The sequence below is a fragment of the Desulfosceptrum tomskiensis genome (assembly GCF_049818055.1).
Taxonomy (GTDB): domain Bacteria; phylum Bacillota; class Desulfotomaculia; order Desulfotomaculales; family JASEER01; genus JBFLVT01.
The window spans coordinates 402554-418582 of sequence record NZ_CP187479.1; the positions used below are offsets into that span (position 1 = coordinate 402554).

At 58.8% G+C, this 16029-nt stretch carries 13 protein-coding genes; 11 read left to right on the forward strand and 2 right to left on the reverse strand.

Going from position 1 to position 16029, the window contains the following annotated elements:
- Window positions 1-62 precede the first annotated feature (62 nt).
- Window positions 63-1136 carry a tetraprenyl-beta-curcumene synthase family protein gene (locus ACPV0M_RS02060; RefSeq protein ID WP_425621335.1) on the reverse strand — a complete coding sequence of 358 codons (1074 nt, stop codon included), beginning with the start codon at window positions 1134-1136 and terminating at the stop codon, window positions 63-65.
- A 148-nt stretch (window positions 1137-1284) separates the two neighbouring features.
- Here ACPV0M_RS02060 and ACPV0M_RS02065 point away from each other — a divergent pair, with 148 nt between their 5' ends.
- From ACPV0M_RS02065 to ACPV0M_RS02085, 5 genes are all read left to right on the forward strand, one after another.
- A complete protein-coding gene (locus tag ACPV0M_RS02065) occupies window positions 1285-1809 on the forward strand; it encodes a hypothetical protein (protein WP_425621336.1) in 525 nt (174 codons plus the stop codon).
- 102 nt (window positions 1810-1911) lie between these two features.
- On the forward strand, window positions 1912-2448 hold the full coding sequence (gene rbr, locus ACPV0M_RS02070) for a rubrerythrin (protein WP_425621337.1): 537 nt from the start codon (window positions 1912-1914) through the stop codon (window positions 2446-2448).
- 256 nt (window positions 2449-2704) lie between these two features.
- Window positions 2705-3181: a GyrI-like domain-containing protein gene (locus tag ACPV0M_RS02075; protein WP_425621338.1), complete on the forward strand. Its 477-nt coding sequence runs from the start codon at window positions 2705-2707 to the stop codon at window positions 3179-3181.
- 204 nt (window positions 3182-3385) lie between these two features.
- Complete coding sequence (locus tag ACPV0M_RS02080) at window positions 3386-4585, forward strand: DUF6612 family protein (RefSeq protein WP_425621339.1); 1200 nt, start codon at window positions 3386-3388, stop codon at window positions 4583-4585.
- Between the two features lie 251 nt (window positions 4586-4836).
- Window positions 4837-5160: an SPW repeat domain-containing protein gene (locus tag ACPV0M_RS02085; RefSeq protein WP_425621340.1), complete on the forward strand. Its 324-nt coding sequence runs from the start codon at window positions 4837-4839 to the stop codon at window positions 5158-5160.
- 19 nt (window positions 5161-5179) lie between these two features.
- Here ACPV0M_RS02085 and ACPV0M_RS02090 read toward each other — a convergent pair whose 3' ends face one another.
- Entirely contained in the window at window positions 5180-7093 is a 1914-nt protein-coding gene (locus ACPV0M_RS02090) for an MASE3 domain-containing protein (RefSeq protein WP_425621341.1), read from the reverse strand.
- A gap of 157 nt (window positions 7094-7250) precedes the next feature.
- Between ACPV0M_RS02090 and miaB the strand changes: the two genes are divergently transcribed.
- The 6 genes from miaB (at window position 7251) to ACPV0M_RS02120 (ending at window position 16028) form a co-directional block, all read left to right on the forward strand.
- Window positions 7251-8594 (forward strand): tRNA (N6-isopentenyl adenosine(37)-C2)-methylthiotransferase MiaB, encoded by a 1344-nt coding sequence (gene miaB, locus ACPV0M_RS02095; protein ID WP_425621342.1) that lies wholly within the window; start codon window positions 7251-7253, stop codon window positions 8592-8594.
- Between the two features lie 163 nt (window positions 8595-8757).
- Window positions 8758-9153 carry a YlbF family regulator gene (locus ACPV0M_RS02100; protein ID WP_425621343.1) on the forward strand — a complete coding sequence of 132 codons (396 nt, stop codon included), beginning with the start codon at window positions 8758-8760 and terminating at the stop codon, window positions 9151-9153.
- Between the two features lie 112 nt (window positions 9154-9265).
- Window positions 9266-11884 carry a DNA mismatch repair protein MutS gene (gene mutS, locus ACPV0M_RS02105; protein WP_425621344.1) on the forward strand — a complete coding sequence of 873 codons (2619 nt, stop codon included), beginning with the start codon at window positions 9266-9268 and terminating at the stop codon, window positions 11882-11884.
- A gap of 362 nt (window positions 11885-12246) precedes the next feature.
- On the forward strand, window positions 12247-13458 hold the full coding sequence (locus ACPV0M_RS02110; RefSeq protein WP_425620304.1) for an IS110 family transposase: 1212 nt from the start codon (window positions 12247-12249) through the stop codon (window positions 13456-13458).
- Window positions 13459-13497: 39 nt separating this feature from the next.
- Window positions 13498-15228 carry a DNA mismatch repair endonuclease MutL gene (gene mutL / locus ACPV0M_RS02115; RefSeq protein WP_425621345.1) on the forward strand — a complete coding sequence of 577 codons (1731 nt, stop codon included), beginning with the start codon at window positions 13498-13500 and terminating at the stop codon, window positions 15226-15228.
- Entirely contained in the window at window positions 15225-16028 is an 804-nt protein-coding gene (locus ACPV0M_RS02120) for a class I SAM-dependent methyltransferase (RefSeq protein ID WP_425621346.1), read from the forward strand. Before mutL ends, ACPV0M_RS02120 begins: the two co-directional genes overlap by 4 nt.
- Window position 16029: the final 1 nt, after the last annotated feature.

The window sequence follows — 16029 nt, forward strand, 5'->3', positions numbered from 1 at the left end:
TGTCTAACGTATATGGTTTGATGACGGGGGGAACAGCGGTCGGAAACGCTGTTCTCCCTTCTTTAGATCTGTTTTAGCCGGCGCAGGGCCCGGCAGGTATCGTGCAGAATCCTGGCGCCCGGGCCGGCTGCGCGCAGAAGGTCGCCGGCAACAGGGTTCAATCCCTGGGCGTGGACCTTCGGGTCGGAAAGGTAGAGGGCCGGAAGGCCTTTAACCACCATGCGGTGAAACCAGGGACGGGGCAGAGACGCTGTTTCGGCTAGGGCGCGCTGCATAAAGAAGAGCAGCCTTTTTTGCCGGGTCTCGGGATCCGGATAGTAGGAGACGAAATTGAGGTCTCCGCCGAGCCGGTCTTCCTCCTGGTCGATGTAGTAATCCAGGAGGATGTGCAGACCGCAGATCCACGGGAAATAGGCCTTGAGGATCTTCTCGATTTCGCTGTCTTCCAGCCGGGGGTCGGCCGCTGCGGCAAAGAGGGCGAACATGGCCAGGGTGGAGCCGGTCGCCGCCGCAAATTCCCACCAGTACAGATCGGGGTAGAGCGGGCGGTGGCGTGCGAACCATTCTGAAAGCAAGGGTACCCGCAGTTCCGGTTCGGTATGCTTGAACACCTGGAGGTCGGAGTAAAGACCGGCGAGACGGGTGACCTCCGGTTGGACAAGGCTGTACGACGGGAGCAGGGCCACGATCGCACGGCACTCCTCCACCAGGGCGCGCAGGTACCCGCCATCGTCGCTCAAAGGATAATCGGCATAAAAGTCGGGGATCTCCTGTTCGGGGTTGACGGCGCAGGTCATGGCCCGGTGCAGGGTCCGGAAGGCCCGGGCATCCAAGCACCCCGCACGGTCGCAGAGGTTGTCGAGGTAGTCGCTGATGGTCTGTAAGGCGACAATAAGGCGCAGCACGCCGCGCCGGTAGCGCCCCGCGTTCAGGGCAAAAACGCTGCCCCCCTGGCAGTGAAAGCGTTTGTGCCGCATGCTCAGTTCGGCCTGCTTGGCTAATTCGCGCTCTTTGCAGTGAACGAGGACGGTCCGCCAGCGCCTGAGCTGGCCGTTAACGTCCGGCAGGACCACGGCGATCAGGCGGCCGAGGGTTGTAATTTGGCGCGGCAGGTGGCCGGTAAAACGTACGGTCATGTAACCTCCGTGTCGATAAAGAATCCGAGCCGGTAATTCTCCCTGCGTTTTTTAGTGTTTGTACCGTGCGTCGCGGTGATGCGCTTGCCCGGCTAAGACCGGGGTACTCAGGGAAAGATAAAGGCCAGAAATGTCGAGGAGGGCGGCAATGTTCCATGAACTTGCGGCTATCGGGCCGGCGCTTTCCGCGATAGCCACAACCACCCTGGCGCTGTTCACCTTTTTTACAGTCCGCGCGTCGCGGGCCATGGCCCGGGAGATGTTGGAAAGCCGCCTGGCCCAGTTTCGCCCCCTGTTGTATCCGGTGCTCAAAAACGACAGCGGGAAGGCGGCGGTCAATCTGCGCAACGTGGGACCAGGCCCGGCGATGGACATCGATATTGTCCTTACCGGTAATTTTGACCAAATGTTCCATATTCCCTTCCTGGCAGCCGGAGAAAAAATAGATTTGCCGCTGCCGGGCCTGGAGTTCAAAGAGGGGGGCCGGGTCAAGCTCCGGATCAGCTATAAGGACATCTTTACAAACCAGGTTTGCGTTAGGACGTGGTACAATTTAACCCCGGTGGATAACGATTATATTATTCCCTACGAAACGAAAATGGACGGGGGGGCTGTTTACGTGCGCGGGTTCTTCAGCCGCCTCAGGAAAAACGGGACGGCTTTGGGAAAATGATGGCGCCGGCAGATACAGTCAACAAATTCAGGTGTAAGAAAAGGAATCTCTCTCAGGTTGCCTAATCATGGCATCAAATCCACGACGGGAGGTAGACAGGCAGTGAAAGATATAAAAGGGACGAAGACCGAAGCCAACCTCAAGGAAGCCTTCGCCGGCGAATCCCAGGCCCGCAACAAGTACACCTACTGGGCCAAGGTCGCCAAGCAGGAAGGTTACGAGCAGATTGCCGCCATCTTTTTGGAGACGGCGGAGCATGAGCGCGCTCACGCCAAAACGCTTTTCAAGTATCTGGGCGGCATCAAGGATACCGTGAGCAACCTTGAAGCCGCCGTTGGCGGCGAGCACTACGAATGGACGGACATGTACAAAAGGTTTGCCGCCGAGGCCCGCGCCGAGGGCTTCGACGAGATTGCCGGCGTTTTCGAAAGCATAGCCCGTTCAGAGGCCTTTCACGAAAAGCGTTATCAGGCCCTCCTGGAAAGCATTAAAAAAGACCGTGTCTTCAAGAGCGACCGGGAGATCGAGTGGAAATGCCGGAACTGCGGTTATATCCATAAGGGAAGCGAAGCCCCCGACGCCTGCCCCGCCTGCGCGCATCCGAAAGCCTACTTCGAAAGACTCTGCGAAAATTACTAGCACTGAGCATTGAGCACTGTGAATAGCACTGAACACTGAGCATTGAGCACTGTGAATAGCACTGGGCACTGGGATCCAGTCGGGATTAGGTTTTTACCGTCGCCCAACCCAAATAATGGAATTCCCGAACGGGAATTCCTTCGAGTCCGAATGCCGAATGCCAGAGGTGACTGTTGAGGCTCTGGTAGTTAATCGTAAAGTCGGTGACATTAGGATGAAAAGCAAATATTACCTTGTTTGAGAAGGGGTGGGTTTGTTGGGTTTTGAGCCGGTGCTGGTTAAGCTGCCTGCGCAGACGGTGGCCTACAGGACGCGGTCGGGAACGTTTGAGAAGATCCCCGAGGTGGCCGCCGAGGTTTTCTTGTGGATGAAAGAAAACGGCCACACTCCCGGCGGACCTCCGGTGGGGGTGTTTCACTCAAGCCCGTTCGGCGTCCCGCCGGAGCACCAGAAGTGGGAACTGCAGATACCGCTGAAGAACAACTTCCCGATGGAGCTGCCGGAGACCGAAACGACGCCGGGGGTGAAACGCCTGCCGGAACGGGAAGCCATCGTCCAGTTGCATTCGGGAATCATCGAAGACTACGCCGCGGTTTACCAGAGGATGTTCGCCTACGTGGCGAAAGGGGGGTACAGGCTTGCCGGTCCCCCGGAGGAGGTCTATCACAGCCCGATGGACGCTCCGCCTGAACAAATGAAAATAGAGATCCGCTTCCCGGTCATCAAACGCTGAAAACCGTTTTGCAAATCCTAACACCGCTGTTAACATCACTAAAAGAATAGCCGCTAATGGCGGCTATTCTTTTTAGGACTTATGTTCTCCCAAAGTTGAGTTGCGGGGTGGAAGGAAGTCCGGGGGTTGGCATAGAAGGCTAGAAAGAATAAAGCTGGACCCCGAGGGAAAAACCGGGGGTTGCTTTGAAAGGAGAGAGGCTTAGTGTTGAGAAGGGTAAGCGTGGTTTTCCTCACCCTGGTTCTTGTCCTGGGTGTGGCTGCCTGCGCTTGGGCCGCGGGACCCAAGATCGTTCTGGACGGAGCGGAGTTGTGGTCCGACGTCGCCCCGTTTGAGACCGGGGGACGCACCATGGTTCCCCTCCGCGTGGTCGGCGAAAGCCTATTCGCCACCGTGGATTGGGACCCTGCCGCCAAGAAGGTTATCGTGGTGCAGGACGGGAAGACCGTCGTGCTGATGCTGGGCAGCAAACAGGCGCTGGTGAACGGGGAAGCGCGTCTTCTCGATGCGCCGGCGACAACTCGCAACGGCAGGACTTTTGTCCCCCTGCGTTTTGTTTCAGAAACCCTGGGTTGCAAAGTGGATTACAAGTCTGGCGTGGTCAGCGTCGTTTCGCCTGACGACGGCTCGATGGCCTACCTGCTGGAGGCCAACAAGGCCTACCAGAATATGCAGAGCGTTAAGTTTGCAGGCAGCCTTCGGGGAACGATCAGGGTTTCCGGTAACGGGGGCAGCCAGTCGGAAAACATGGTTATGAACATGACCGGCTGGTTCCAGAACCCGGACAAGATTTACATGGAGATGGAGGCGGCGATAGCCGGCCAGCCTCAGGTTATGAAAATATACATTGACGGCGCCAAGATGTACGTCCAGGAAGGAAACGGGCCCTGGACGGCAATGGAAAGGCCGGCGATGCAGCTTCCGGGTGCCAATATGCAGACCCCGGCCATGTTTGCCCAGAGCCCGGAGCAGGTAGCTGAACTGGTGAAGAAACTGGGCATCCGCACCCGTTTTGCCCCCGATGAAACGGTTAACGGCCAGGAATGCCGCGTTGTAGTTTACCAAATGAACAAGGAACAATTTCTTAACGCCATGGTCGTGCTGATGCGCGAATTGGCCGCCGGGGACCAGCAGATGTCCAAAGCGATGGGCGATATGAACGAGATGATGCAGTTTATGCGCGGGATGGTCAAGAAGCTTACCATGCAGGTCAAGATCTATATCGCCAAAGACAGCGCTCTTATCGTACGGGAGAGTATAAACATGCAGGCGACGATGGGCGACGCCCTCCTGGGCGGAAGCATAGAAATGAGCATGGACGGGACCATCGACTTCAAAGATTATAATGGTGAGGTTGCGCCCCCCGACGTTTCCGGCGCCGTCGCTAAGACCGGCGGTCAGTAGTCGGTAGTCGGCAGTAAGAAGTTAGCTGTTAGCCGTTGCAAGCGGGATATCAGAAGTTAAAGAGCGGGGATGCGTATGGGGGTATCCCTGCTTTTTGTGTTCGCCGGGCGGACGTCCAACTTTCGCTTCCTCCCGTGTTCTGAGTGTCTATAGCATGCCTTGGCCGCGCAATTCTCATTAATCGGGATAACAAGGGGCCTCAAGAGCGCATTATAAGTAGACGGAATATAGAGAATCGGGAGGTGCGCTTTATGTTGTGGCGGCATGGCATAAACCTGCTTCTCGGCGCCTGGCTGATAGCGGCGCCCTTTACCCTGGGCACGGCGGGAACCGCCAGGACCAACGAAATCGTGCTGGGGGTTGCGGTGCTCGTTTTGACGGTTATGGCAGTCCGCGTCAAGGAGATGTGGGTGAACTGGCTCTTGACGGCCGCCGGCGTCTGGCTGATCGTCGCGCCGTTCGTTTTCGGCTACACCGGGGTGGGGCGGGCGAATGACGTGTTGATGGGATTTGTCCTGGCCGGCCTCAATTTCTTTACCGCGGTTTTGCCGGAGCGCGCGGCCAGACTGAGGTAAATCGGCGGATTCTTGTTTTTTATAAGGCTTTCCGCCCGCCGTTGGGCATGTCGGCGACCGGCAGGTCGTGCCCGTAAGCCTTCTTGCTCGGCTTAAACCTGACGAAAAAAGTGGTTCCCGTCGGGCCGGTGTCCACCGAGATGGTGGCGTTGTGCCTGGCGGCGATGCTGTAACACACCGCCAGCCCCAGGCCGGTGCCGTGCTCCTTGGTGGTTAGGAAAGGGGTTCCGAGTTTTTCCAACAGCTCGGGTTCGATGCCCGTTCCCTCGTCCTGCACCGCCAGGACCACGTCTTTGCCGTCCACAAATGTCTTGATGGTCAGCAGGCCGCCGGGAGCCATCGCTTCCAGCCCGTTTTTGGCCAGGTTCAGAATCATCTGGCGGATCTCCTTTTCGTCGTAGTCGAGGTCGGGGATGTCTCCCAGGTAGGTAACGACGTATTTGTCGTTCGTTACGCCATCCGCTTCGATCAAGGGCAGCAGGGCGTTCACGGTGGAGTTCAGGTTTTGTTTGCTGATCTTCACCACCCTGTTCTTGGCCAGGGAAAGAAACTCCGTGATGATGCTGTTCGCCCTGTCGAGTTCGCTGATCATGAGGTCGATGTGCTTCCGGTACCTGCTGAACTCGTTCTTTTCGCCGAACATCTGCAGGAACCCACGCACGCTGGTCATCGGGTTCCGTATCCCATGAGCGATGCCCCCCGCCATTTCCCCCACGAGGTTTAAACTGTCGAGGCGGGCCATTTCCTTTTCCATTCGCCTGCGGTCGGTGATGTCGCTGGCCACGGTCAGCACGCAGCGATTGTCTTCGAGTTCGAGGATCTCCGCTGAAAGCAGCACCGTACGCACCTCGGACGATTTGGTGCGGAGGTGGACTTCCAGGTTCCGAATGGCGCCTTCTTTGCGAAGCATGTTTTTGATCTTGACGTGGTCCCACGGCGCCATTTCGATGTTGAGTTCGGCCGGTGTGCGGCCGACGGCTTCCCCCCAGCCGTAACCCGTCGCCCGCGTCCAGCTCTCGTTGACCTCTATCAGCCTGCCGTCTTCAAGCGAGGCAATGGTCATCAGGGAGGGACTGGCGCGGAAAGCCTTGTAGAACCGTTCCTCTGAACTGCGCAGGGCCGAGTAGGGATAGATGACCGACCTGGCGATGATTCCCCACAGCACGAAGAGGTAAGAGCCGAGCTTGAAATTGTGGCCCAGGATGTTCCACAACGACGTCACCGTCGTGGAAACGGTAAAACACAGTTCGGCCGCCAAGGCGCAAAGAATGGCGAGGATAATGGCCTGCAGCCCCTTACCTTCCCACTGCTCGCTGTGTCCGATGATCAGAATAAGCGCGATCACGTATGCGACACAGATAACGTATTCCCAGATCAAGTTCAGGAGCGTGGAACCCCGGCCGTCGACAAAAAGCGGGGGCAGATCCGAAAAAGACAGCAGGACGAAAGAGACAAGTGAAAAAGCCCCCAGGGTCAAAAGGAACAGGCGCGTCCTCGATATCCCCGAACGCAATCCCAGAGCTATCCCCAGAAAGACCGCGGCCCCGGCGCTGCGAGCCAGTATCCGGAACCAAGCGTACAGGTCCGGATCAGAATTGAAGTAGTTGTGAACCGGGAAAGAAAGGACGTGCATCAGGTCGAGGAGGGCCACGAGAAGGAAGCCGAAGCCCAGGGAGTTTGTACAAGGCACCCTGTGTTCGTAGGTTATCCAGCTGATGAAAAACACAAAGGCGGCTACCGACAGGCACAGGACTTCCACCAGGGTATGCCACTGCACCGTGTTTTTGGGGAAAACAACAGGCGCCAGGGCCTGGCTTAACGCCCAGTTAACCAGTGCCAACAGGACGAAAATAAGAGCACTGCTCAGGCTGATCTTGAATAGCGAGTTCGTGCGTTCGTAACTAAACGGGTGAGCATTTGCTCTTAAGTTCATCGTTAGATTCCTTTATCAAAATGCTATTAAAATGTTAACAGCGGTGAATATGCTTGACAATCGTAACAATATGTAACAGTTTGTCGAACGAGATCAAATATTGTTAAAGACTGTCTTTATATGGGAGAAACGGGTAAGATAAGATTTGAGGTGGGTTATGCTGCAGGGAAAAACCGTGTACATCTACACTTTCGGCTGCCAGATGAACGACGCAGACACCGAGATGATGGCGGGGCTCCTGGAAGCGATGGGTTACGAACGCGCCGGGTCGGCCGGGGAAGCCGACGTTATCCTCATCAATACCTGCTGCGTCAGAGAGACGGCCGAGAACAAGGTCTGGGGGCTGCTCGGCGAGCTTAAGACCCTCAAGAAGAAACGTCCCGAAGTAATTATCGGCATCGGCGGCTGCATGCCCCAGCAACCCGGAATGGCTGATGAAATCGCCGGGCGCGCCCCGCACGTCGACCTGGTTTTCGGCACGCACAACCGCCACGAGCTTCCCCGCTTGCTTGAACTGGTTTACAGCAAGGGCAAGCCTCTTTACGAGGTCTGGGACAAGGCGGCCGTGATCCCGGAGGGCCTGCCCGCGCGCAGGGAAAGCCGCTTAAAGGCCTGGGTCCCGATAATGTTTGGCTGCAACAACTACTGCACTTACTGCATCGTTCCTTACGTCCGCGGGCGGGAACGCAGCAGGGAACCAGGGGCCATAGTCACCGAGGTTAGAAACCTGGCTCTCCAGGGTTACCGGGAGGTGACGCTCCTGGGACAGAACGTGAACTCCTATGGTAAAGACCTGCCGGAAAAGGTTGACTTTGCGGACCTTCTGAAGATGCTCAACGCGGTGGACAGTTTGTGGCGGATCCGTTATACGACCTCACATCCCCGTGATTTTTCTGATAAACTCATTAAGACGATTGCCAGTTGTGATAAGGTCTGCGAGAACGTTCATCTTCCTGCTCAGGCCGGTTCGAATCGTATCCTGGCCAGGATGAACCGGGGTTACACACGGGAGTATTACCTCGGCCTTGTCGAACGTATCCGTACTACAATTCCCGGCGCCAGCCTGACCACCGATCTTATGGTGGGCTTTCCGGGGGAAACCCAAGAGGATTTCAATGATACCCTTGATCTTGTCAGACGGGTCCGGTACGATCAGGCCTTCACCTTTGTGTACAACCCCCGCTCCGGAACGCCCGCGGCGCGGATGCCGGACCAGGTTTCCGAAGAAGAAAAGAGCAGGCGCATCCAGGAACTGATCGCCGTGCAGAAGGAGATCAGCCTGGCGCGCAACCGCGCCGAAGAGGGACGGATCCACGAGGTCCTGGTGGAGGGGCCGAGCGAAAACAACCCCGCGTTTTTGACGGGGAGAACCAGGACCAACAAAAAGGTTGTCTTCAGCGGCTCGGAGAGCCTGATCGGCACGCTGGCGGACGTCCGTATCGACGAGGGGAAACTGACCTACCTGGCCGGCTCGCTCCTGCCGGCCGGGGGTCGAGAGTGACAGGCCGGCAGGTTATCAGGGCCGGACATTGAATACTTATCGGCAAAAGTTAATGATTGTCACAGATGGCTCGGATTGCCGCCCGGAGGCCGGCGGAGCTTAAAAAAGTGCTCCGAGGCGCAGGCCGTAATCCCTGGCCATCAAGATTGGAGGAGGCGTTGGCGTGTCCGTTTTAAGGAAAGCACACGAACTGGCCAAGGAAATGGAAAATTCTCCAACCGTACAGGACTGGCGCGCGGCTGAGAGCCGCTTGCAGGAGGACGAGGCGGCGAACGCGATTCTGCTGGCCTACGAGCGGATTCAACTGCGCGTCGAGGAAGCGCGTTCGGGGGGGCGCGCCCTGTCTCCAGATGAAGAGCGGGAATTGAGAGAAGTTACCGACAGGATGGAGGCCCACCCCACGCTTAGGGAAGTCATGCGGGCGAGAGGGAAACTGAACGATCTTTTGCACACTGTCCAGGAAATCATCCATATCGCGGTCTACGGCAAACCCTCGAAAATCCAGACGTGCAGCCAGGCCGCCGCGCGGCGCGACGGTAACGGTCCGATCGAACTGTAAAGAGCTTGAAGGTATCTTTTCGACACCCTGGAGCGTTAAGCATCCAGGGTTTTCCTTGGGCGGCGGTTCCGTCGATGGTATAATGAGGTAAACCCTTATTGGAGGACTGCTCTTGAGTCTAACCCCCATGATGGAACAGTACCTGCGCACCAAGCAGGAATACGAGGACGCCATCCTCTTTTTCCACCTGGGAGACTTCTACGAGATGTTCTTCGAAGATGCCGAAATCGCCTCGCGGGTTCTCGAAATCACCCTGACCGGACGCGACGGGGGGCCGCTGGGGCGCGTGCCGATGTGCGGCGTTCCCTGCCACGCCGCCAACAGTTACATAGCGCGCCTGGTGGAGAAAGGGTACAAGGTGGCGGTCTGCGAGCAGGTGGAAGATCCCAAGTCGGCCAAGGGGATTGTGCGCAGGGAAGTCACGCGGGTGGTCACGCCCGGTACCGTCATCGAAGGGCAGTTCCTGGACGACAAGGCCAACAACTACCTCTGCGCTCTGTACCGCGGTGGGGACGCCTGGGCGCTGGCGGCGGCCGACGTCAGTACGGGCGAATTGTTGGTCACCGCCCTTCCCGAAGCGGAAAGCAAAGGCGCGGTGCTGGACGAGCTCTTGCGCCTGGCCCCCAGGGAGATCCTGGTGCCCGAAAACATGGCCTCCGAGCTCACGGCGCAGGCCCTGCTTTTTCCGGCCGTGATCACTCCGAGGCCGGACAGCGTTTTTGCCTCGGATGCGGCCATGGACGTCATCGAAAGGCAATTCGGGGAAGCCGCCCGCCGGGAACCCTGGGCCCGCCATCCTCTTACGGGCCCGGCTGTCGGCGGGCTTATCGCCTACCTGGCTGAAACGCAGAAGCGGCCCCTCTCCCATATCAGGACGGTCCGCCAGTACGCCACGGGGCAGTATATGGTTCTCGACGCCGCCACGAGACGGAACCTCGAACTGACCAATTCCATCGCCGACGGGAGCAGGAAAGGAACCCTTCTGTCGGTTCTGGACAACACCGAGACGGCGATGGGCGGGAGACTGCTGAAGAACTGGATCGAGCAGCCCCTGCTCGATCCCCGCCGGATCGCCGAACGCCAGGGGGCCCTGACAGCCATCGCCGATAACGCTTTATTACGGGAGTCTTTACGCGCCTCCCTGCGCAGGATCTATGACCTCGAACGGCTTGCGGCCCGGGTCGCCTACGGTTCGGCCAACGCCCGCGACCTGCTGGCTTTGAAAAACTCCTTGAGCGCCACGGCCGAGCTCAAGGAAATCCTGAAGCAAACAGACGAACCATTTCTAAACGGGCTGGAGCGGTCCCTCGATCCGTGCGCCGACGTCCGCGAACTAATTCAACAGGCTATTGACGAGGACGCTCCTGTGACCATCCGGGACGGCGGGCTGATCAAAGCGGGGTTCGACGCCGAGGTGGACCAGCTCAGGAGCCTGGCGAGGGACGGTAAAGAGTGGCTGTGCTCCTTTGAAGCGCGGGAAAGAGAGCGGACGGGAATCCGCTCGCTCAAGGTGGGCTACAACCGCGTGTTCGGGTACTACATCGAGGTGACCAGGGCCAACCTGGACCTTGTTCCCGAAAGCTATATCCGCCGCCAAACCCTTGCCAACGCCGAGCGGTTCGTCACCCCGGAGCTGAAGGAATACGAGGACAAGATTCTCGGCGCCCAGGACCGCCTTCTAGAGCGCGAGTACCATCTTTTTCTGGATATCAGGGAGCGGGTCAGCAACGAGGTGGGACGTCTGCAGCAGCTCGCGGCCAGTGTCGCCTGCCTGGACGCCCTCAACGCCCTGGCCGTTGCCGCGGTGCGGCACGGTTTCCGCGCCCCGCAGGTGGACGAGGAGGATCGCATCGAGATTAAGGCGGGCCGCCATCCGGTCGTCGAGCAGGCCCTCGGCGCGGGGGCCTTCGTCCCGAACGATGCGCTGCTGAACGCCGAGCAGCGGCTGGTTTTAATCACCGGTCCGAACATGGCGGGGAAGAGTACTTACATGCGCCAGGTGGCCCTGATCGTTTTAATGGCCCAGATCGGGAGCTTCGTGCCGGCGGAGAGCGCGCGGATCGGCGTGGTTGACCGTATTTTCACGCGTATCGGCGCCTCGGACGACCTGGCCGGCGGGGCCAGCACCTTCATGGTGGAAATGCGCGAATGCCGGACGATCGTCAAAAACGCGACCTCGCGCAGCCTGATCATTATGGACGAAGTCGGCCGGGGGACGAGTACCTTTGACGGAATGAGCCTCGCCCGGGCCCTGGTCGAATACATCGCCGAACGCATCGGAGCCAAGACCCTCTTTTCGACGCATTACCACGAGCTGACCGACCTGGAAAGCTTGCCGGGTGTCGTTAACTACACCACGACCGTGGCCGAGGACGGCGAGGGAATCGTTTTCCTGCGCAAGGTCGTCCCGGGGAAGTCCAACCGCAGCTACGGGCTGCACGTGGCGCGGCTGGCGGGCCTTCCTGAAGAGATCCTGCAGAGGGCCGCCGCCGTCCTGATCGAGCTGGAGAGCGAAAAGAAGGCGGCGGTTCCCGCGCCCAAACCGCCCGTACAGGTGCTGCAGATGGAGCTGTTCGGCAGCCCGGAAGCCCACAGCGTCCTGGAACAGGTGCGCCGCGCCAACATTATGGGCATGACGCCGCTGGAAGCCATCAACCAGATTTACGGCTGGCAACGGATGCTGCTGAGCGAAAGCGATAAAAAACATACGAAAGTTGGGCGTAAGCCGTAAGAAAATAAATAAGAATTCCCACACGGGAATTCCTTCAAGTCCTATTACCGACTACTTACTGCCTACTTACTGCCGGCCGCCTGGCGGCCTCGGCCCAACGCCTTATCCGTTAAACTATCTCTAAAGCCTTGGTTTACAAGGAGATCCCCGATCTCCTGTGGTATTACCCAGTACCCAACGTTTCGGGGAAAGGCCTCTCAACGCCAGCAACTCGATTGCCTGCATTGGAGTTGCCTTCCCCGAGCTTAATGTGGCGTTATGATCCATAGAAGGGTCGTGCTTCGAGCACCGTTGCTGGATAGGGCTGATCATTGACCACAACACCACGTTGGGACTACTTGGGAAAGGAGTTGCCATTATCAGTGATCTTCGCCGGTATCGACTGGGCAGACGCTACCCACCAGGTGGTGGTAATTGACGACAAAGCAAGGATGCTAGCTGATTTTTCGGTCAAACATTCCCGTCCGGGGCTTGATGAGTTGGGTCGTAAACTTCTCAAGCTAGCCGGCCAAGATCTCGCAAATGTTGCTTGTATCGTTGAAACAAGTCAAGGTCTTCTTATCCAATATCTCTTGGAACATGGCTTTGCCGTCTATCCGGTTAACCCCAAGCTGGTCGATCATCGGCGCAAACCATCCGGGGCAAAAAGTGACCCGCTTGATGCGCGTCTGCTGGCCGATATTGGCCGAGCTGAACTACCTTACTTACGCCAGCTTCGGCCCGATAGCGCGATCATTGAAGAACTCAAGATGCTAACCCGGGACCAGGATGACCTGATCCAGGAGAGAACCCGTCTCACTAACAAGCTAATCGCTTGTTTAAAACTCTATTACCCTGTGGCTTTGGACCTGTTCTCTCACGCTAATACTCCTATCTTTTTGGACTTTTTGCAGGCCTATCCAACCTTAGAAAAAGCCCTAGAAGCATCGGTACCAGAAATCGCTGTCTTTCTAAAGACCCACAAGCATCCTCAGCCCAACAAGACTGCTGTGGCGATTTGGACGAAACTCCACGAGCCTCAATTGGAGGCTAATGCGGCCACTACACGGGCGAAGGCGCGGCTGATGCTGTCCTTGGTCACCCGACTCAAGAACTTGCAGGCCGATATTAAGGGTTATGACCAGGACATTCAAGATCTTTTTCAGAGCCACTCCGACTACAAGATCTTTGCCAGCCTTCCCGGAGCGGGAGTAAGGGTGGCGCCACGGCTCCTGGCGGAGTGGGGTGATGATCGGAGCCGTTATCCCGGTCTACCGGCCGTACAGGCCCTAGCGGGTACAACACCGGTTCTGTTTCAAAGCGGCAAGTATGCTTATGCCCGTCCGCGAAAATCCTGTGTTAAACCCTTTAGGAACGTGATGTACCAACTGGCGATGCAGAGTATCCGTTGGGTTTCCTGGGCACGTGAATACTATGATGCTAAACGCGCACAAGGTAAGGCTCACGCCACAGCCCTCAGATGTCTCGCAAGTGTCTGGATGCGTATTATCTATGCGATGTGGCTTAACAACACCCCCTATGATGAAGCTCTATTCCTGGCAGCCAAGGAGCGGCACGCCTTACGGGCGGCCTAATCAGGGTTATTAAAATTAGGTATTGACATAGAAGGTCCAATGCTCGACGCTCAATGCCCAATTAGGGAGGTGGCCAAGACGGGACGCATAACCTTGCTCGACGAGGCGACCATCAACCAGATCGCCGCCGGCGAGGTCGTCGACCGGCCGGCCTCGGTGGTTAAAGAGCTGGTGGAGAACGCCCTGGACGCCGGGGCGACGAAGATCAACGTCGAGATCGCGGGCGGGGGCCTGGAGTACATCGCCGTGACCGACGACGGTGTAGGCATGGACCCCGAAGACGCCCGCCTGGCCTTTGAGCGTCACGCCACCAGCAAGATCAGGGATGCCTCCGACCTCTACAGCATTCAGACCCTGGGGTTCAGGGGAGAGGCCCTGCCGAGCATCGCCGCCGTGGCGCGGGTACACCTGAAAACGCGTGCGCGGGGCGCGGCCGCAGGCACCGAACTGGGGCTGGAAGGCGGGCGCGTCGTTTTTGCAGGGCCGGCGGGAGTGCCCGAGGGGACGACGGTGATCGTGCGGGACCTTTACTTCAATACGCCCGCCCGCCTGAAGTTCATGCGCAGCCCATCCTCCGAGGGGGGGTCGGCCGCCGACATCACCGGGCGATTGGCCCTGGCCAGGCCCGACGTCGCCTTCACCTTTCGCCAGAACGGGCGCGTCCTTTTCCAGACACCGGGCAACAGCCGCCTGCTCGACGCCATCGCGACGGTATTCGGCCCGGATGTGGCACGGCGAATGCTGCCCGTTCACGCTGAACGGGACGGCGTGCGCGTGAGCGGTTATGCCGGGCCGCCGAACCTTGCGCGCAGTTCGCGCCGGCATCAGGTGTTAGTGATTAACGGCCGTTTTGTCAAAAGCTTTCTGGTGGCCGGGGCGATCGAGAGCGTTTATCGCGGGGCGCTTTCCACGGGACGCCACCCGGTCGTTGTCCTGCACCTGGAGGTGGACGCGGGTAAGGTTGACGTCAACGTGCACCCGGCCAAGCTGGAGGTCCGCGTGGCCGGGCAAAACGAGCTGGCCGCCGCAGTAGGCCTCGCCCTGCAGAACGCCTTTGACACCGCCCTGACGGGGAAAGACCCGGAAGTTGCACCGCCGGAGGCGGCAGACGAGCCGGATCAGCGGAGCTTCTCGCAGGCCGGCTGGGTGTTTGGGGGACAGCGGCGGACCCTGGCCGAGGCTACAGCCCTGTACGCCCCTTCACCAATCCTAAGGCCGCTTGGTTTTCTCCCCCCGACTTACGTGGTTGCCGCCGGGCCCGACGGCCTGTACATCGTCGACCAGCACGCGGCCCACGAGAGGATTTTATACGAGGAGTTTCTCGAACGTTTAAGGCAGAATACGCCGCAGATGCAGTCTTTGGCCGTCCCGCTGGTTCTAGAACTTACCCCCCGGGAGCTTTCGCTTGTGGAGCAATATGCCTCGCGTTTGTCGGAATACGGTTTTCTAATCGAATCCTTCGGGGGCGGCACCTTCGTTTTAAGGGCCGTTCCGGCCGGGGTGACTGCTTCGGCCGAACTGCTGAAAGACATTCTTGAACGTCTCGGTGAAGAACGCCCGGTCGGCGCGGAAGAGATTTGCGGCGCGCTGGCGGCGTGCCTGGCCTGCTGCCAGGCCGTCAAGGCGGGAGAGGCCATGAGCTTGGACGAAATGCAGCGCCTTCTCGACCGTTTGCTGCGGGCCAGGAACCCGTCCGTGTGTCCTCACGGCCGGCCTACATACATCAAGATGGGACCGGACGAACTGGCGCGAAGGTTCCTCCGGGAGTGAGCTGTTTGCCTGCGCTGATCGTGACCACAAGCCTGCGGACGTCCGCCGGCCTGCGGGATCTCGCCCGCCGGTTGGCGGATGAGCTGGACTGTCCCTTTGTGGAGCGGAATAAACTGGGTTTGGACGCCTTGGCCGCCCTCTACGGGGCGGACGGTATCGTCCACGTGGGAGAGAAGGGTGTCTCGCTGCTCGCCGGCGGGCAGGAGTTCTTTTACCATCCCGGCATGGCCAAGCTGCGCATAAAGGAGATGGCTGCTGGGAAAACTGACCAAATGGTGAAGGCTTTGGACCTGCTGCCGGGGGATAAAGTCCTTGACTGCACTCTGGGGCTCGGCGCGGACGCCGTGGTGGCGAGCTATGCCGTGGGAGCACAAGGCCGGGTTGTAGCCCTCGAATCCGCCCCCGTTCTAGCCGCCTTGATGCGCCACGGCCTGCAAACTTACGACGGCAAAGAGAGCAGGGAACTGGTGGCGGCTATGCGCCGGGTCGAGGTGGTGTGCGCGCGCCACGAGGATTTCCTGCGGGACTCCTCTGACGGGGCCTTCGACGTCGTTTACTTCGACCCCATGTTCCGGAAACCCGTCAAGTCTTCCAGCGCCATGGAGCCCCTGCGCGCGGTGGCGAATAACGAGCCCCTCAAGGCTGCGACAGTTGAAGAAGCAGTCAGGGTGGCCAGGAAGCGGGTGGTTTTGAAGGAGCGGCGGGGCAGCGGAGAATTCGGCCGGCTGGGGTTTGCGCGCGTGGAAGGCGGGAGGTACTCTCCTGTCGCCTACGGCATTATCGAAAAGGGGGCCTGGTAGG